The organism is Actinomadura rayongensis (assembly GCF_009831215.1).
Lineage (GTDB): Bacteria > Actinomycetota > Actinomycetes > Streptosporangiales > Streptosporangiaceae > Spirillospora > Spirillospora rayongensis.
This window is the reverse complement of record NZ_WUTW01000004.1, coordinates 447,747-466,141: the sequence shown is the minus strand read 5'-3', so window position 1 is coordinate 466,141 and position 18,395 is coordinate 447,747. Positions and strand designations below refer to the sequence as shown.

The 18,395-nt window shown below is 73.8% G+C and carries 13 protein-coding genes; 5 read left to right on the top strand and 8 right to left on the bottom strand.

Annotated elements, in window-relative coordinates; all coding sequences use genetic code 11:
- Window positions 1-21: 21 nt before the first annotated feature.
- The 4 genes from GQ466_RS21365 to GQ466_RS21350 form a co-directional block, all read right to left on the bottom strand.
- Window positions 22-402 carry a hypothetical protein gene (locus GQ466_RS21365; RefSeq protein WP_337193569.1) on the bottom strand — a complete coding sequence of 127 codons (381 nt, stop codon included), beginning with the start codon at window positions 400-402 and terminating at the stop codon, window positions 22-24.
- Window positions 399-3,341, bottom strand: a complete 2,943-nt coding sequence (locus GQ466_RS21360) for a TY-Chap domain-containing protein (RefSeq protein ID WP_161104758.1) — start codon at window positions 3,339-3,341, stop codon at window positions 399-401. Before GQ466_RS21360 ends, GQ466_RS21365 begins: the two co-directional genes overlap by 4 nt.
- Before the next feature lie 64 nt (window positions 3,342-3,405).
- Window positions 3,406-4,605, bottom strand: a complete 1,200-nt coding sequence (locus GQ466_RS21355; RefSeq protein WP_237418190.1) for an SseB family protein — start codon at window positions 4,603-4,605, stop codon at window positions 3,406-3,408.
- Window positions 4,606-4,708: 103 nt separating this feature from the next.
- The gene (locus GQ466_RS21350) at window positions 4,709-6,253 is read right to left on the bottom strand and encodes a hypothetical protein (RefSeq protein ID WP_161104824.1); all 1,545 of its coding nucleotides are present in this window, start codon (window positions 6,251-6,253) and stop codon (window positions 4,709-4,711) included.
- Between the two features lie 146 nt (window positions 6,254-6,399).
- Between GQ466_RS21350 and GQ466_RS21345 the strand changes: the two genes are divergently transcribed.
- The 4 genes from GQ466_RS21345 (at window position 6,400) to GQ466_RS21330 (ending at window position 12,665) form a co-directional block, all read left to right on the top strand.
- Window positions 6,400-6,981, top strand: coding sequence for an HhH-GPD-type base excision DNA repair protein (locus GQ466_RS21345; protein ID WP_161104757.1), 582 nt, complete (start codon window positions 6,400-6,402; stop codon window positions 6,979-6,981).
- Window positions 6,982-7,389: 408 nt separating this feature from the next.
- Complete coding sequence (locus tag GQ466_RS21340) at window positions 7,390-9,537, top strand: SpoIIE family protein phosphatase (protein ID WP_161104756.1); 2,148 nt, start codon at window positions 7,390-7,392, stop codon at window positions 9,535-9,537.
- A gap of 263 nt (window positions 9,538-9,800) precedes the next feature.
- Entirely contained in the window at window positions 9,801-11,432 is a 1,632-nt protein-coding gene (locus GQ466_RS21335) for an RNA polymerase sigma factor (protein ID WP_337193568.1), read from the top strand.
- A 243-nt stretch (window positions 11,433-11,675) separates the two neighbouring features.
- On the top strand, window positions 11,676-12,665 hold the full coding sequence (locus GQ466_RS21330) for a hypothetical protein (protein WP_337193567.1): 990 nt from the start codon (window positions 11,676-11,678) through the stop codon (window positions 12,663-12,665).
- Window positions 12,666-12,889: 224 nt separating this feature from the next.
- Here the strand turns inward: GQ466_RS21330 and GQ466_RS21325 are convergent, their stop codons facing one another.
- From GQ466_RS21325 to GQ466_RS21310, 4 genes are all read right to left on the bottom strand, one after another.
- The gene (locus GQ466_RS21325; RefSeq protein ID WP_161104754.1) at window positions 12,890-13,657 is read right to left on the bottom strand and encodes a peroxide stress protein YaaA; all 768 of its coding nucleotides are present in this window, start codon (window positions 13,655-13,657) and stop codon (window positions 12,890-12,892) included.
- 102 nt (window positions 13,658-13,759) lie between these two features.
- Window positions 13,760-13,990, bottom strand: coding sequence for a DUF7455 domain-containing protein (locus GQ466_RS21320; RefSeq protein WP_161104753.1), 231 nt, complete (start codon window positions 13,988-13,990; stop codon window positions 13,760-13,762).
- A 138-nt stretch (window positions 13,991-14,128) separates the two neighbouring features.
- A complete protein-coding gene (locus tag GQ466_RS21315) occupies window positions 14,129-15,199 on the bottom strand; it encodes an ABC transporter permease (protein WP_161104752.1) in 1,071 nt (356 codons plus the stop codon).
- Window positions 15,196-16,098, bottom strand: coding sequence for an ABC transporter ATP-binding protein (locus GQ466_RS21310; RefSeq protein WP_161104751.1), 903 nt, complete (start codon window positions 16,096-16,098; stop codon window positions 15,196-15,198). Before GQ466_RS21310 ends, GQ466_RS21315 begins: the two co-directional genes overlap by 4 nt.
- 197 nt (window positions 16,099-16,295) lie before the next feature.
- On the opposite strand from GQ466_RS21310, the gene GQ466_RS21305 reads away from it, so the two are divergent.
- Window positions 16,296-18,386 carry a DNA gyrase/topoisomerase IV subunit B gene (locus GQ466_RS21305; protein ID WP_161104750.1) on the top strand — a complete coding sequence of 697 codons (2,091 nt, stop codon included), beginning with the start codon at window positions 16,296-16,298 and terminating at the stop codon, window positions 18,384-18,386.
- Window positions 18,387-18,395 lie beyond the last annotated feature (9 nt).

The window sequence follows — 18,395 nt, the reverse complement described above, 5'->3', positions numbered from 1 at the left end:
GACGGCCCCGGCGGACGGCCGTCAGACCCACTCCTCCCGCAGCTCCGCCACCTCGCGCGCCGGCGCCCACGCCTGGTAGACGCCCCGGTCGAAGCGCTCCAGGCCGAGCCGTTCCGCGACGGGCGCTCGTCCGCCGGTGTACTCGACGCGCAGCCACCCGTCGTGGTGGGCGAGGACGAGGAACGGCTCGCCACGCCACACGCAGCGCGTGGTGACGTACGAGAGGTGCTCGACCTCCGTCAGCGGGACGATCCGGACGTACCGCCCGGTGCCCGCCGGGACGAACCCGGACGCCGCGCGCGTCGCGTACAGCCGGACCTGCGCGCCGCAGGGGCTGGCCTCGTAGTCGGCGCCGCCCCAGCCCGCGTAGTAGCCGTGCCGGATCGTCAGCGTGTCGGTCACCGCCGCGCTCCTTCCGCGTCCCCGGCCGGGGCCCGCCGCCACTGCCGCCGGTCCGCGTCGAACCGGGCGATCGGCGTCGCCTCGCCGGACCGGTCGATCCGGTAGATCTCCGCCTCGTGCGGCAGCCGCTGGCTGTCGATCTTGAACTCGGGGATCGGGGGGCCGTCGCCCGGCGCGTACCCCGAGCCGGGGAACGGCGCGTTCTCGATCACCCAGCCGCCCGGGATGATCTCCATGCTCCACTCGTCGATGCCGCCGAGCGGCGTCCGGAACAGCGTGGGCTTCACGGCGGGCCAGCGCAGGACGTGGATCGTGTCGTCGGACGCCGAGAACGGCGTCCCCTGGTAGGTGAGGCCGAGCGCGCGGACGATCCCGGCGGGCGTCCGCAGGTCCGCGACGTCCTTCAGCCGGTGGACGTACCCGGCGACCAGGTCGTATCCGCCCTCCACGTAGTGCCGGACGTGCTCGGGCCGCAGCACTTTCTGCATCACGACGAACTCCGCCGACGTCGGCCGGATCCGCGTCGGCGCCGCCCGCTCGACGGTCGGCAGCGGCTTGGTCGCCTGCCCGTTGACGGGCAGGGGGTCGCGCAGCGTCGCGGACGGCTTGGCCGCGTCGACCCGCGTCTCCGCCGGCGTGCGCTTCTCCGTGGGCGTGCGCGCCTCCCGGCCCCCGCCCGGCGGGTCCGGCGTCGTGCTGCCCGGGACGGGCGCGACCCGCCGGTCCCCGACCCGCGTCCCGCCCGGCGCCTGCGGCAGCGCGTGCGCCGCCGCCGCATGACGCTCGGCGGGCGCGCCGCTCGACGCGCCCTGCCCGAACGAGGCGGGCTCGGCGGCCCAGCGCGGCACGTCCGGCAACGTCCGCCGCCCCGGCTCCGCGCCGTCGGCCCGCCCCGGCGCCTCAGCCGGCGCACCCTGATGGCCGAACTCCTGCGCCGCGACAGGCTGCCGCGCGGGCGCCTCGGGCACGTTGGACCGACGCGGCGGTTCGGCCTCTTGCTGCGTGGCCGGCTTCCGCGCCGGGACGTCCGGCGCGGCGGGCGGCGCGGCCTGGTAGCCGAATTCGCGCGGCGCGGCAGGCTGTCGCGCCGGGACTTCCGGCGCGCTGGGCCGACGTGGTCCTTCGGCCTCCTGCTGCGCGGCGGGCTTCCGCGCCGGGACGTCGGGTGCGGCAGGCTGCCGGGCCGGGATCTCCGGCGTGCTGGGCCGACGCGGTGCTTCGGTCTCTTGCTGCGCGGCCGGTTGCCGCGCGGGGACGTCCGGCGGGGCGGGCACGGCCTGCCGCGCTGGCTCGGGCGCTCCGGCGGGCTGTCGCGCCGGCACGTCCGTGGCGGATCGGCGCGGCGTCTCAGGCGGCGCGGCCTGTCGGCCGGGCTCGGGCGCTGCGGCGGGTTGGCGCGGGGGTTCAGGGGGCGCGGCTTGGCGGCCGGGTTCCTGCACTGCGGCGGGTTGGCGTGCCGGGAGGTCGGGTGCGACGGGTCGGGGCGGCGCGGTCGGCCGGCGTGCCGGGACGTCCGGCGCGCTGGGCTCGGCCGGGGTGCGCGGTGCGTCGGGTGCGGGCGGGACGGCCGCCGGGCGGCGCGAGAGCGTGTCGGGTTCCGGGGGCGCGGCGGGCTGGACCGGCGCGGGCGTGGCCTGCGCCGTGCGGACGGGCGGCTCGGGCTGCGGTGACGCGGCGCGGCGCGGGAGTTCGGGCTCCGGCGCGGCGGGACGGCGTGGCGGGACGTCCGGGGTGGCGGGACGGCGCGGGGGTTCGGGTGTGGACGGGAGGGCCTGCGGCGCCGGGCGCTCGGGAGCGGACGGCGGCGCGGTGCGTTCGGGGGCGGACGGCGGTGCCGGGCGTTCGAGGGCGGGGCGGTGGGGAGGGGTGTCCGGCACGGTGCGGGCGGGGTCGGACGGGACGGTGCGGGCCGGGTCGGACGGGACGGGCTGCGGCGCGGCGGCGGAGGGACGGGACGGCTTGCCCGCGACGCGCTTGTCGTCCGGCTCCGGCTTGGCGGGCGGCTCCACCGACGGCAGCGGCGTCGTCCGCACCGACGGGGACTCCGGTACGGGAGCAGCCGCGGCGGGACGGGCCGCGAGGTCCGTCCCGGCGGTCTTGGCGACGGTCTCGGCGTCCAGATACGCGGCGCTCGGCAGCCCCGGGTCCACCGCCAGCCCCCACTCGAGCCGCGGCCACGCCCCCGCCAGCTCGGTCAGCGTCACCGGACGGTGGTGGACGGCCTGCCCGCGCAGCGACCGGTCCATCGCCTCGGGCGAGGTGAACCCGAGGACGTACGTCCCGTCCCCGAACTTGGCGGTGGCGAACTGGTCCGCGGCCTCCGACCCCGGCTCGCCCGGCACGGGAAGGCACAGCGTCGCCCCGGCGAGCAGCGCCAGATACGCCTGCTCGTCGCCGCGCCGCCGCGCCGCCGTCAGCTCGGCCTCCAGATCGCCCGCGGCGGGCGGCGGGGCGAGCCCGGCGGCCTCCGCCGTCGTCTGCTCGGCCTCGGGGATCGCCAGCGGCAGCCCGAGGCCGGGCAGGGCGAGCCCGCCGCCCTCCCCGGACGTCCGGCCGGCCTGGTAGACGAGGTCCAGCGGCGACCGGACGCCGTACACGTCACGGAACGCGGCGACCATCCGGTCGGCGAGCCGGTCCACCTCGGCGGACTGCATCGGCGTGAGCCGCATCCGGGGCGGCATCGTGAGCCGGTGCGACCAGTTCAGCCGGTCCCGGCCGTCCGGTTTGCGCCAGCCGAGCGCGCCGAGCCGCCGCTCCTGCCGGTGCGACAGCGGACGCGGCAGGAACGCGCTCCCCACGGCCTCGGCGTCGATCGCGCTCGTGGACCGCATCGCCTGCACGTACGGCAGCCCCGTGGGACCCTGCACGATGATGAACGACCGGACCGGGAGGCGCTGCAACTCCCGGGACAGCCGTCCGGCGAAGTCTTCCCAGTCCACTCCCGCTCCCGCCGATCGTCGACACGGTCTCAGCGAACGGTAGCCGCCCCGCGCCGTTATTGCGTCATTCGGGAGGATGGCCCGGTAGCACGTCCGCGCGGACGGGCGCCCACACGCCGCCGATCGCGTCGTACACCGCGACGGGGACGGCCGTGGTCTCGCGGCCCTCCTCGACGTCCACCCGCCACAGCCGCGTGCCGTGCGGCGGACGCAGCACCGGGACGTCCTGCACCGGCGGCGGCGACGGCGGCGACGCGGCCGGGGGCGCCTCGGCGAGCCGGTCGGCGCCGAGCCGCGCGACGGCGGCGGCGTCCAGCAGCACCTCGCTCGGCAGCCCCGGGTTCACCGCGAGCTGCCACGTCGGGTCGGCCCAGGCCGCGCCGAGTTCGGCGAACGACGTCCGCCGGTACGGTCCGGGCGGCCCGCCGTCGCGGCTCATCGCGGCCGGGGACGTGAACACCGCGACGAACGTGCCGCCGCCGATGGAGATCAGCGGCAGCCCGTGCGGCTCGTCGGGCCCGCCCGCGCCGGGCAGGACGAGGTCCGCGCCGCGCAGCAGGTCGAAGTAGGCCGCGTGGTCGCCGCGCCGCCGCGCGTCGGCGAGGAACCCCTCCAGATCGGACGGCGGCGGGACGGGCGCGGCGGCGGGCGCCGGATCGGGCACGGGCGCGCCGAGCAGCCCGGCCCCGGCGAACGCCTCCGCCGACCCGTTCACCGCGGACCCGTTCACCCCGAAGTGCCCGTCGTCGTGGACGAAGTGCGGTTCGTCCCGCACCAGGGCCTCGGCGAGGACGGACACGGTCGAGCGCCGCTCGGCGATCCGCGCCGGGTCGGCGGTCTCGATGCCGAAGTCCAGCAGCTCGATCAGCCCGGTGCCGTGCCGGTGGAAGGACTCGTAGACGAGGTCGGACGGCCGCCGCACGCCCTGCACGTCCCGCAGCGCCGTCACCATCACCTCGGCGAGCCGCGCGTGGTCGGCGGGCGAGGCGTACGCGGGCAGTTCGGTCCACCAGTTGCGCGGGGCGGGATCGGCGGGCGGACGCCAGCCCGCCTCGCTCATGACCTCTTCGTCCGCGAGGGTCAGCAGCAGCGGTCCTTCGAGGAAGTTGTTGCTCACCGCCTCGGCATAGAGCCGGTCCGGCTCGCGCATCGCCTGGACGTAGTGGCGGCTCTCCTCGCGCTCGCGCACGATGAGGATGGTGTCCCGGTCGAGACCCGCCAGCTCGCGCCCCAGCCGCCGGGTGAACTCGGACCACTCCAACAAGATCACTCCTTATGCCCGCGATCGGCCCCCCTGAGCCGCGCGGGAACCGGGGTCCCGGAGTATTGATGATTGTCGCCCCGGACTCCTTCTGGCAAACCGGCGTTCAGCCCGGCGGCGGCTCGTGCCGCAGGACGCCGAGAGCGTCCCGAAGTGCGTCCGGATCGTCGCCGGCCCGCTCGAACGCCCCGATGAGCCGGTGCAGGACGTCGTGACGCTCGAAACCGACGTCCAGCAGCGCCTGCGCCGTCTCCCACAACTCGGGCGGATCGCCGTCCCAGAGCCGGGCGGCGAGACGTTCGTGCGCGTCGAGATGTTCCTGGTCGGCCCCGGGGTGCTCGAATTCCAGCAGGATACGGCGGTCGGCGGGCGCGGACGGGTCCAGCGCGCCGAGATCGACGACGCCGTGCCGTCCCGACAGCCGGTGCCGCCCGGACAGGAACGGCAGCGCGAACGCCCGCCGGGGCAGCGCCTCCAGGTCGCCGTCGGGCAGCAGCCGGTCGACCAGCGCGCGGTCCAGCCCGGCGGCGGCCGGGTCGCGGTAGGCGGCGGCGAACCGGGCGGTGGCGTCCCAGACGGCGTCCAGGGTCGCGCGGACGCCCTCGTCCGGCAGCCCCGTCTGCCGCGCCGCCCACCGCACCCACGACGCCAGAACGTGCGGGACAGCCTCTTGTTCCGCCGGGGAGAGGAGAACCTTGCGCGGCAGCCAGTCCAGCAGGAACATCTCGGCCTTGAGCGGGCTGACGCGCAGCGGACGGCCGAAGTCCTGCGCGCAGCCGTAGTCGATGATCCGGTCCACGCAGCGTCCCGCCGCCGACAGGTCCGACAGGCCCTCCGCCTCGTCCGACGCCAGGAACCGCGCCGCGAGCGTGGCCCGCCGGTCCCCGCCGTGCGGGACGGGCTGCGGCGCGCGCCCGCCCGGCGGCAGCGCCCGCACCCGCGCCCGCAGGAACGCGTGGTACGACGCGAAGTTCTCCCCGACCGGCGGGTTCACGGTCGCGTTCGTGTGCTCCAGCGCCCGGTGCAGCATCGCCCGCGTGTCGGCGGGGTCCAGCGGCTCGAACCGCATGAGCGGACGGTCCCGGCTCTCCGCGCGGCACTGCGCCAGCAGCCGCTCCACCCGCGAGGACACCCACGCGTCCCGGACCATCCCGTACGCGGGGACCGTCCCGCGCGGCGTCCGCCCGCCCGCGCCGACCGGCTCGGCCTTCGTCCGGTCCACCAGGACGACGAGCGCGTGCCGCCGCGGGCCGCCATAGGAGAACGTGCACACGATCGACTCGTGGTCGCCGTAGACGTCGCCGGACACGAAGCACTCCTCGGGCATGACCGTCCCGAGCCGGTCCGCCCACGCCGGACGCGCGACGCCGCGCGCCATGAGGTCCAGCGCGGCCCGCTCGGCCTCGGCGGCCTGCCGCGGCGTCCCGAGGTACCCGATGCCGGTGAGCAGCGCCAGCGCGGCCGGGGTGCCGGCGCCCGCCGCGTACCGGACGAGCCCGTCCCCGACGACCTCCTCCACGTCCCCCTCGACGACGCGCCGCCCCCACCACGCCCCGAGGATCCGGCTGACGATCAGCTCGGCGTCCAGCGGCCCGCGCACCGCGAGCAGTTCCCGCGCGTGCTGAAGCATCCCCTCGTAGACCAGCGTCATCTCGTCGGGGGGCGGCGGACGATCGGGCTCCCCGGCGGAACGGCGGCTGCTGCGGGGACTCACGCCTCTAGCTTCGCAGATCCGCCGCGCGCCGCGTCACCCCGCGCCCGCGCCCGTCCCCGCCGCCCGCCCCCTAAGCTGGGCACATGCCCACGACGGTCCATCTCGCGCAGTCCCCCGAGGCCGACGCTCTCCTGTCCCGCAGCCCCCTCGCCGCCCTCACGGGCATGCTCCTAGACCAGCAGATTCCGATGGAGTGGGCGTTCACGGGGCCGTACACGATCGCGCGGCGGATGGGTGCGGACGATCTGGACGCGCACGAGATCGCCGGGCGGGATCCGGAGGCGTTCGCGGCGCTGTTGTCGGAGAAGCCGGCGGTGCACCGGTATCCGGGGTCGATGGCCAAGCGGGTGCAGCAGCTCTGTCAGTACCTCGTGGAGCACTACGACGGGGACGCCGAGGCGGTGTGGCGTGACGTCGCAGACGGCGCGGAGCTGTTGAAGCGGCTGAAGGCGCTGCCGGGGTTCGGGGACCAGAAGGCGCGGATCTTCCTGGCGCTGCTCGGCAAGCAGTACGGCGTGCGGCCCGCGGGGTGGCGGGAGGCGGCGGGGGCGTACGGCGAGGACGGGTCGCGCCGCTCGGTCGCCGACATCACCGGGCCCGCGTCGCTGGCCGAGGTCCGCGCGTTCAAGCAGGCCCAGAAACAGGCGCGGAAGGCCGCCCGCTGACCTGCGCGGGCGCGGGAGCCGGTAAAGAGTAGGGTGTCGCTTTACCAGGTTTTTGCCGCAAGTTCCGGGTGGTTTCGCGGTGGGATGCCCCTATCCGGACCGGAGGGAACCCGGCGAGCCGGACCCCGATTCGTGGCGTGGCGTCGTACCATCTCGTACTTGCCGCCCTCGCGCGCCCGGACCCCGGACACCGCGCGCGGAGGCGACGTCCGAAACCACCGCCGCCGGACGAGGGGCGCGGGACGACGGCGTCCCGGACCTTCCGCCCGCGCCGAACCCTCGGGATGATGAGAACCTGACTTCGACCGGTGTTGTGAGGGAGGCGGGAGCGCTACCGTGCTCCCATTCGCCCATAGTGATGAGAACTCGCCGCGCGGTGCGGAAGCCCGAGGGCCGGAGGTGTCGCTGATGAGCACGGGGACGCCCGTTCCGCATCCCCGCGTCTCCGGGGTGGAGGGCCAGCAGATGAACGCGTCCGACGCCGCGCTCTACACCGCCTTGATGAACGAGGCCCCCGCCGGGATCGCCTTCTTCGACGCGGCCCGCCGCTGCCGCCGCGCCAACGACGCGCTCGGCCGCCTGCTCGGCGTCGCCGCCCGCGACCTCGCCGAGCGACGGCTCGCCGAAATGTTCCCGGCCGAGGCCGCCGCCGCGGCCGAGACCGCGCTCGGCGCCGTCCTCGGCGGGGCGCCCGCGATCACCGAGACCGAACTCGTCCTGCCCGTCCCCGAGCCGCGCCGTCCGGTGCCGGACGTCCCGCCGCCCGCGCCGCCCGTCGCGCCGCCGGCCGAGCGGATCCTCGCCTGCACCTGGCTGCCCGCCCGCGACGCCGACGGCGCCCCGATCGGCGCGGTGCTGACCGCGTACGACATCACCGACCGCCGCCGCTCCGAGGACGTCATCCGGCGCAAGGAGGAGCGGTACCGGTCGCTGGTCGAGGCCAGCTCGCAGATCGTGTGGGTCGCCGCCCCCGACGGCACGGTCCTGGACGACGCGCCGGAGTGGCGCGCCGTCACCGGACAGACCCAGGCCGACTACGCCGAGGGCGGCTGGCTCGCCGTCGTCCACCCCGAGGACCGGCCGCGCGTCGAGGCGCTGTGGCGCGAGTGCGTGGGGGAGAACCGCGTCTTCGAGGGCTCCTACCGAGTCAAGACGCGGACGGGCGCGTACCGGCACTTCGACGTGCGGGCCGTCCCGATCTGGCGCGGCGGGACGGTCGTGGAGTGGGTCGGCGCGAACCTCGACGTCACCGGCCAGCGCGAGGCCGAGGAGATGCGCGGACGCCTCACCGAGCAGCTTTCGGCCGCCGCGCTGCGCACCGCCCGCCTCCAGCAGGCCACGTCCATGCTCGCCGAGGCGCTGACGGTCGCGCAGGTGGTGCAGGTCATCACCGAGGTCGGACGGTCGGCGATCGGCGCCGACTACTCCGCCGTCGCGCTGCTGGACGACGCCAAGGCCAACCTGTCGATCGTGGAGTCGTCCACGCCCGGCGACGACACCGGCGAGAGCACGGTGCTGCGCGAGGTGTTCCGCGTCGCCGACGAGACGGTGATGTCGGTGGCCGTCCGGGAGAGCCGCCCGTTCCTCGCCGAGCATCCGAACGCGCTGCGGCTCCAGCTCGGCCGCGACGAGTCGGGCCTGTTCGCCCGGCACGCCGAGGAGCGCGCCTGGGTCGGCCTGCCGCTGCTGGCGGCGGGCGCGGCGATCGGCGCGCTGCGGTTCTCCTTCACCCGGCCGCGCGAGATCACCGACGAGGAGCGCGTGTTCCTGGAGGCGCTGGCGGGCCAGTGCGCGTTCGCGCTGGAACGCGCGATGCTGTTCGAGCGCGAGCACCGCACCGCCGAACAGCTCCAGCGCAGCCTGCTGCCGAGCGACCTGCCGCAGCTGCCCGGCATGGTGCTCGCCGCCCGGTACAGCCCGGCGACGCGGCACGTGCAGGTCGGCGGCGACTGGTACGACGTCTTCAAGCTGCCCGACGACCGGCTCGCCATCGCCGTCGGGGACGTCATGGGCAAGGGCGTGCTGGCGGCGGCCGTCATGGGACGCGTCCGCAACGCCCTGCGCGCCCTGGCGCTGAACGACCCGCGTCCGGCCGCCGTGCTGTCGGGCCTGGACCGGCTGTTCAGCGCGACCGAGTCCGAGGAACAGTTCACGACGGTCGCGTACGTGGTCATCGACCCCGAGACCGGTCAGGGGGCGTTCAGCAACGCGGGCCATCCGCCGCCGCTGGTCGTCTCGCCGCACGCGCCCGCGCGCGTGGACGACGTCGAGCCGGGGACACCCCTCGGCTGGCCGAGTGAGCGGCGGCAGACAAGTTTTTCCGTGGAGACCGGCAACACTGTGGTCTTCTACTCCGATGGACTGGTGGAGAACCGTAGGCGTGGGGTGGACGCCGGCCTGGAGGAACTGGCCGCCGTCGCGGCGGACGCCCCACCTGAAGTGGTAGGAGATCCCGAGAGACTCGTCGACTTCCTGGTCGATCGGATGCTTGCCGGATACGAGCAAGTGGACGATGTGACCGTACTCGCCCTGCACGTCCCGCCCGCGCCCGCGTAAGAAGGCCGCCCGCCGGTGGTGCGGAATGCGGTCCCGTACGTACGAAGGACCGCTCCGCGCCCTCTAAGGTGGGGAGCTACCGAGTAGGACACCGAGGCGGAATGCGCAGCCGTGCCAGAATGCTTGACCCACTCAAGAGCGGGTACGCTGCGTTCCCGCACATGTGGCCCAGCTCGGTGTGTGGTCCCACCCCGTGTGAGGCCGGTCCTGGCCCGTCAGGGCACTTGGGTCAACCAAGCCACACGTTCGTTCGAGAGGTATTTGTGTCGCCTGCTAGCTCGACCTCGAAAGCGTCAGATCTGCACGAGCACGTCATCGCGCAACTGATCGAGCGTGGACGGTCCCAGGGTTACCTCGAAGCCGACGACGTACGCCGTACGTTCGAGGAGGCCGACATCCCCGTGTCGAAGGCCTCCAGCATCTTGCGGAGCCTCAGCAAGGAGGGTGTGACGGTCGTGGTGAGCGCCGCCGATTCCGCAGCGCCGAAGCGTCCGCGCAAGCGCGCGACGACGCCTCCGGCGCGCCGGCCGAAGACCGCCGCTGCCGCCAAGGAGCAGCAGCCCGAGACGGTGACCGCCGTCGTCAGCGATGACGACGAGCCGGCCGCCAAGCCCAAGCCGGTGAAGCCGGCTGCCCGCAAGGCCCCGGCCAAGCCGAAGAAGGCCGCCGCCAAGACCGTCGCCGCCGCGCCCGCCAAGGCCCCGGCCAAGGTCGTCGCGGCCGAGGGCGGCGAGGACCCCGAGCTGGACGACGAGGTCGACATCACCGACCTCGAGGATCTCAACAACACCGAAGTCGACCTCGCCGACGACGCGATCGAGCTGGAGACCGAGGAGACGGAGGAGGCGGAGCCCGAGGAGCCCGCCGCCGCGCCCGCCGCCAAGGGCAAGCCCGCCGACGGCGCGCCGGTGTCGGAGGAGGAGGCGTTCGTCCTCGGCGACGACGACGAGGACGCCCCCGCGCAGCAGATCGCCGCCGCGGGCGCCACCGCCGACCCGGTCAAGGACTACCTCAAGCAGATCGGCAAGGTCCCGCTGCTCAACGCCGAGCAGGAGGTCGAACTCGCCAAGCGCATCGAGGCGGGCCTGTTCGCCGAGGAGCGGCTGGCCGCCGACGGCCCGGCGATGTCCGACGAGGACCTTGAGGACTTCGAGTGGATCGCCGAGGACGGCCGCCGCGCCAAGAACCACCTGCTGGAGGCCAACCTCCGCCTCGTGGTGTCGCTGGCCAAGCGCTACACCGGCCGCGGCATGCTGTTCCTGGACCTGATCCAGGAGGGCAACCTCGGTCTGATCCGCGCGGTCGAGAAGTTCGACTACACCAAGGGCTACAAGTTCTCCACGTACGCCACGTGGTGGATCCGGCAGGCGATCACCCGCGCGATGGCCGACCAGGCGCGGACGATCCGCATCCCGGTCCACATGGTCGAGGTGATCAACAAGCTGGCGCGCGTGCAGCGGCAGATGCTCCAGGACCTGGGCCGCGAGCCCACCCCGGAGGAGCTGGCCAAGGAACTGGACATGACGCCGGAGAAGGTCGTCGAGGTCCAGAAGTACGGCCGCGAGCCGATCTCGCTGCACACGCCGCTCGGTGAGGACGGCGACAGCGAGTTCGGCGACCTCATCGAGGACTCCGAGGCGATCGTCCCGGCCGACGCGGTCAGCTTCACGCTGCTGCAGGAGCAGCTCCACTCGGTGCTCGACACGCTGAGCGAGCGCGAGGCGGGCGTGGTGTCGATGCGGTTCGGCCTGACCGACGGCCAGCCGAAGACGCTGGACGAGATCGGCAAGGTGTACGGGGTGACCCGGGAGCGCATCCGGCAGATCGAGTCCAAGACGATGTCGAAGCTGCGCCACCCGTCGCGGTCCCAGGTTCTGCGCGACTACCTGGACTGACGTATCGTTCGCCGGTCCCGGCCCCCGTCCGCTCTATGGCCGGGGGCCGGACACGTTTCGTGCATGTGTCCGCACTCCGGCGACATGAGTCCGGACAAGGCTCACTTAAGGAAAACGGCCAGGTCAATTTACTCCTGGGTATGTAACACAGTGTTTACCGCCAAGTAGCTTCCACCGCCTCGCTCCTTCCTACGCTTCCGCGCTATGGGACTCATGGAGCTTGACCGGGCACCGGGAGGACCGGTGGACCGGAACCCGACGAGCAGCGGGGCAACGGTGGTCCGTCCCCGCACCGCGCAGGTGATCACCGGGCGGCCGTGGATGGATCCCGCGCTCGACCAGGCGGTCACGGCCGTCCGCGACCGCTATTTCCGCTTTGGCGCGCACGTTCTGGCCGAGTCGCGCGATGATCCGGAGTTGCGGTCGCTGCGCGTCGAGGCGCTGGCGAAGGCGGCGGTCGGTTGGAGCGGCGGCATCGAGGCGCTGCTGGCCGAGGACGCCCGCAACCCCGACCTGTGGCTGTGGCTGGGCCGCACCCGGGTGGAGGAGGCGTGGTCGATCCGGCCGGACGGCCGTGCGCGCGCGGTCCAGGCCGCGCGCTTCACCACCTACGCCAAGTTGATGCGCGGGGCGCGCGAGCCGTTGCGCAAGGCGGCGGAGATGTTGCCGGACGATCCCGTCCCGTGGGAGTCGATGCTGTGGCTCGCGCTCGGGCTGGATCTGGACCGCGAGGAGAAGGACGCGCTCTGGGAGCAGGTCAGCCGGCGCTGCCCGACGCTGTACGGCGCGCACGTCGCGCGGGTGGTGACGTTGTCGCCGCAGTGGGGTGGTGTGCCGGAGGAGATGTTCGACTTCGCGCGGGTGGCGATGGGCACGGCGGGCCGTGAGGACCCGCGGGCCGCGCTCGTTCCGCTGGCCTATTTCGAGTACTTCGTCCAGTCGCGCTCGGGGATCATCCGCGGGTCGTCGTCGTGGTTCACACCGGAGGAGAACCGGGACGTGGCGATGGCGGCGCGGGGCTGGTTCGAGGGCGCCCGTCCGCATCCGCGGACGATCGAGGCGCACAACATGTTCGGAGCCGCCTTCCATCTGGCCGACGCGCGCCGTCCCGCCCGCCAGCACCTGCTGCGGACGTTCGGGCGCCCGAGCGGACTGCCGTGGACGTACCTCGGCAGCGACGGCACGCACCAGTACCTGAAAGCGTGCAAGCACCTCAACGTCGTCACGGACTGAACCGGTTCACCGGCCGGGACGCGCCGCCCGGCCTGTTTTAGGCACGTTCCAAGCGAGCGCATCGCACGGACCGCGCGAGTGTTCTCGCGCCCTCCGCGCCGCGCTCATGCCGCCGCGCCGCGCGGTGCCGCCCGCGTCGAGCGGACCACGCGCGCCGAGCGGACCATGCGCGGCGAGCGTGCCACGCGCGTCGCCGGGCCGCCCATGCTGAGCGGCGACGCGGGTCAGTCGGGAAGGACGACGTCCAGGGCCGTGCCCTGGGGTGTGCCGGTCAGCTCGGCCGTGTGGCCGAGGCCGGTGACGATCTTCAGGAGTTCGTCCGGCGTGCGCGGATCCGTGCCGGACGCGAGCAGGTCGCGGGCGATCAGGCCGCGCGTCGCCTTGGCCATGTGGCTGACGACCGTGCGCCGCACCGCGCCGTCGACGACCCGCTCCCGGAACACCCGGACGGCGACGGCCGGGCCGGGCGCGCGCCATGCGGCGGCGTACGGGCCGGAGCGCAGATCGACGACGAGCCGTCCGCCGGCGCCGAGCGGGCCGTCCAGTGCGCGGGCCAGCGCGGGCCGCCAGAGCGTCGCCGGTCGGCCGAGTCGCGGCAGGGTGACGTTCATCGACAGCCGGTACGGTGGCACGCGGTCGGTGAGCCGCAGGGCGCCCCACAGCCCCGAGAACACCACGATCCGCTCCGCGGCGCGCACGGGATCGAGCGTGTCGAGGGCGAGATGGTCGTACAGGACGCCGGTGTAGAGCCGTGCGACGGGCAACGTGGGCGCGTCGGCCAGGGCGCGGTTGCGGGCGAGCGCGTCCGCCGCCTGCCCGGCGGGCAGCCCGAGGACGTCCGCGCCCGACGGCCGGGCCGAGACGCGGCGCAGGGCCGTCAGCAGGCGCTTGCGGACCGGGGTCAGCCCGGGGAACGCCAGCGCGGCGAGGTCGAGCGGCGGGCCGTCCCCGCCGGCGGCCTTCTTCTCCGACGGCGGCAGCAGGATGAACACGTTCCCCCCGGAACGGCGCGGCCCGCGCGCCGGACCGGTCGCGGGCACCGGAAACGGCGGCCCCCGTGGCTCGGTGGCCGCCGCATGCGGGTCTGGTCCGACCTACCGATCGTCGTCGACGGCGGTGGCGGGCGTTTCGGTGAGTCGGGCGGACTCGTCCTGAATGTCGGCCCCGTTGGATCGGAGCGCCTCCGCGTACTTGCGCCCGTGGTGGGCGCAGAAGAGAAGGTCGCCGCCGCCTACAAGGACCGCACGGACGTAGGCCTGGGCGCCGCAGCGGTCGCACCGGTCGGCGACGGTCAACGGCTTGGTCGGGGCAAGGGCTCCAGTCACGGCACCTTCCTCATGCTCGGGGTCGGTACTTAAGACAACATCTAACCCGACGTGAACGTTCCCAACCGGTTTCCAGGTACGCCGAGAGCAGAATGGCGGCCTTAGTGACCGAGGTCACATTGGATCGGTCACGCTGCGTCACGAAGCGTCCCAGCGGAACAGCCGGGAGGCGATGAACGCGGTCACCACGGCCACCCCGAGGAGCACTCCGATCTGCGGCAACGCCGATCCGGGGCCGAGCCCGCGGCCCATCACGTTGAGCATCGCCTCGTTCAGGTAACGGAGCGGAAAAACGTAGGACAGGGTCCGCATCCACACCGGCGCATCGTCCAGGGGGAAGAACGAACCGCCGAGGAACGCCATCGGCAGCACGACGAGCTGGGTCACCGACTGGGCGGTCTCCTGGGTCTTGGCCCACGCCCCGATCAGCATCCCGATCCCGAGGAACGCCAGCACGCCCGCCACGACCGTGGGGATGGCCATCCACCACGCGCCCACCAGCTTCAGGCCGAAGACCGGGAGCTGGGCCACCGCGAGGAACAACCCGAGCTGCACCATCGCGACGGCGAGGCTGACGGCCACCCGCGCGCCGAACACGGTCGCGATCGGCGCGGGCGACAGCCGCAGCCGCCGCAGCATCCCCTTGGTCCGCCAGGTCACGAGCGTCTGCGAGGCCCCGAACACGCCCGCCGACGCCAGCGCCCAGCCGAGCAGGCTCGGCGTGAAGAACTGGATCGCCTTGAGGGAGTCGTCCTCCACCTGGACGTCCGACATGCGGTACGTGGGCGGCTTGCCGGACGCCTCCTGGTTCGCCGCCTGGACGACCGCGCCGAGCAGGCCCCGCACCGTCCCGGCCTTGACCTGGTCGGCCGCCGAGTAGTGGACGACGAGCGTCCCGTCCCGCTGCTCCACGGCCGCCGAGGCGTCGCCCTTCTCGACCTTGCGCAGCGCCGCCGCCGACGTGGCGTACCGGGTGACCTTCATCGTCTTGCGCAGGTCCGCGTCGTGCGCGAGCGCCCCGTCGATCAGGGGGGCCGCGCCGATCTCGACGATGTCGACCTTGGACGACGTCTGGTGTCCGAACACGCCGCCGAACACCACGAGGAACATCAGCGGGAACAGGACGGTGAAGAACAGCGCGCCCCGGTCCCGGCGGAAGCCGAGGAACATCGCGCGCGCCAGGCTCCGGAAACTCTGCCAGGTGCTCACGCGCGGTACTCCCGTCCGGTCAGGTCGAGGAACACGTCCTCCAGCGTCGCGCCGCGGATCTGGACGCCCGTCAGCGCGTCCCGCGCCGCCAGGGCCGCCACGACGGCCGACGGGTCGCGGGTCTCGACGGTCAGCGACACGCCGTCGTCGGCGGCCTCGTCGGCGCCGGGCAGCGCGCGGGCGTCGTCCAGCGGCAGGACGCCGCTGGCCACGCTGATCCGCGCGGGCGCGTCCAGGCCCCGCACCAGCGTCGCGGGCGGCCCCATCCGCAGGATCTTGCCGCCGTCCATGATGGCGACGCGGTCGCAGAGGGATTCGGCCTCGTCCATGTAGTGCGTGGTCAGCACGATCGTGCGGCCCGCCGTGTTGATCTGGCGCAGGACGTCCCACAGGTTGCGGCGCGCCTGCGGGTCCAGGGCGGCGGTGGGCTCGTCCAGGAAGACCAGTTCGGGGTCGTGGACGAGCGCGCACGCGATCGACAGCCGCTGCGCCTGCCCGCCCGACAGCTTCTCCACCCGCTCGCCCGCCTTGCCGGTGAGCCCGACGGCCTCCAGCATCGCGTCGGCCTTGCGCGCCGGCACGCCGTACAGGGACGCGAACGTCTGCAACTGCTCGCGCGCCGTCAGCCGCTCGAAGAACGCCGACGCCTGCAACTGGACGCCGATGCGGGGCAGGAGCTTGGGGTTGCGCGGCCACGGCGGCAGGCCGAGGACGGTGACCGTCCCCTCGTCCGCCTCCCGGAGACCCTCGATGATCTCCAGTGCCGTGGTCTTGCCCGCGCCGTTCGGGCCGAGGATGCCGAAGAACTCGCCCTCCTCGACGGCGAACGAGACCCCGTCCACGGCACGGACGTCGCCGTACCGCTTGCGGAGCCCGTCCGCGTTGATCGTGTGTGCCATGATCGGGACCTTAGGGCCGAGACGGCCCCGGGAGCACCCGCCCGGAGGTGGATCCGGCGTCTCCACCCCCGGTCGCGCGGCCGGAGGCGGACGGCGGCGAGCCTGGCGGAGGAATGTCGGATCCCGGGGGTACTCTCGTCCCCGGCGGACGGAGATCGCCCGCCTGACCCGGCTCGCCCCCGAGGAGCGCACGCACGTTGACCGCCGCGACCGCCGAACCCACGACCGACGACCCGCAGGGCTACTCCGCCCGGCACCTCTCGGTGCTGGAGGGGCTGGAGGCCGTGCGCAAGCGCCCCGGCATGTACATCGGGTCCACCGACAGCCGGGGCCTGGCCCACTGCCTCTGGGAGATCGTCGACAACTCCGTCGACGAGGCGCTGGCGGGCCACTGCTCGCACATCCAGGTGACCCTGCACGCCGACGGCTCGTTCGAGGTCGCCGACGACGGGCGCGGCATCCCGGTGGACGTCGAGCCCCGCACCGGGCTGCCCGGCGTCGAGCTGGTGATGACGCGCCTGCACGCGGGCGGCAAGTTCGGCGGCGTGTCCTACACCGCGTCCGGCGGCCTGCACGGCGTCGGCGCGTCGGTCGTCAACGCGCTGTCGGCCCGGCTGGACGTCGAGATCGACCGCGACGGCCGCACCTGGGCGATGAGCTTCAAGCGCGGCCTGCCCGGCGAGTTCGCCGACGCCGGACGGCCGAACGCCCGGTTCAAGAAGCGCTCGGGCGTCCACGAGATCGCGCGGGTCGGCAAGAACGTCACCGGCACCCGCACCCGCTTCTGGCCGGACCTGCAGATCTTCCTCAAGGACGCCACGGTCGACGGCGCCCTCGTCATGGACCGGATGCGCCAGACCGCGTTCCTCATCCCGGGCCTGACCATCGACGTCCGCGACGAGCGCGGCGACGAGCCGGTCGACGAGACGTTCCGCTTCGACGGCGGCATCGGCGAGTTCTGCACCTACCTCGCCAAGGACCCCGCGATCGTGGAGGTCCTGCGGCTGGAGGGCAAGGGCGGGTTCACCGAGACCGTCCCCGTCCTGGACGACCAGGGCCACCTGACGCCCACCGACGTCGAGCGGGAGCTGGAGGTCGACGTCGCGCTGCGCTGGGGCACCGGCTACGACACGGTCACCCGGTCGTTCGTCAACGTGATCGCCACGCCCAAGGGCGGGACGCACGTGCGCGGGTTCGAGCGGGCGCTGGTGCGCGTGCTGAACGAGCAGCTGCGCGCCACCAAGCTGCTGAAGAACAACGACGAGGACGTCCTCAAGGAGGACTGCCTGGAGGGCCTGACGGCCGTCGTGACGGTCCGGCTGCCCGAGCCGCAGTTCGAGGGCCAGACCAAGGAGATCCTCGGGACGTCCGCCGCGACCCGCATCGTGGCGCAGGTCGTGACGCGCGAGCTGAAGGCCGTCTTCGACAACCCGGGGCGCGGCCAGAAGCAGCAGCTCAGGACCGTCCTGGAGAAGGTCGTCGGCGCGGCCAAGACCCGCATCGCGGCCCGCACCCAGCGCGACAACCAGCGCCGCAAGAACGCGCTGGAGAACTCGGCGCTGCCCGCCAAGCTGGTCGACTGCCGGTCCGCCGACGACCGCAGCGAGCTGTTCATCGTCGAGGGCGACTCGGCGCTCGGCACCGCCAAGCTGGCCCGCAACTCCGAGTTCCAGGCGCTGCTGCCGATCCGGGGCAAGATCCTGAACGTCCACAAGGCGTCCGTGGCGGACATGCTGAAGAACGCCGAGTGCGCGTCGATCATCCAGGTGCTCGGCGCGGGCTCGGGCCGCACGTTCGACCTGAACGCCGCCCGGTACGGCCGGGTCTGCCTGCTCGCCGACGCCGACGTGGACGGCGCGCACATCCGCTGCCTGCTGCTCACGCTGTTCTACAAGTACATGCGGCCGATGCTGGAGGCCGGACGGGTGTTCTCCGCCGTCCCGCCGCTGCACCGGATCGAGCTGATCAAGCCGCGCAAGGGCCAGGACAAGTACATCTACACCTACTCCGACGGCGAGCTGCGCCAGCGGCTGGTGGAGCTGGAGCGGCGCGGGCAGCGCTGGAAGGAGCCGATCCAGCGGTACAAGGGCCTCGGCGAGATGGACGCCGACCAGCTCGCCGAGACCACGCTCGACCCGCGCCACCGCGTGCTGCGCCGCATCAAGGTGGCGGACGCCGAGAGCGCCGCCGCGACGTTCGACCTGCTCATGGGCAGCGACGTCGCGCCGCGCCGGGCGTTCATCACGGCGGGCGCGTCCGAGCTGGACATGGACCGCATCGACACCTGACCCGGGTGC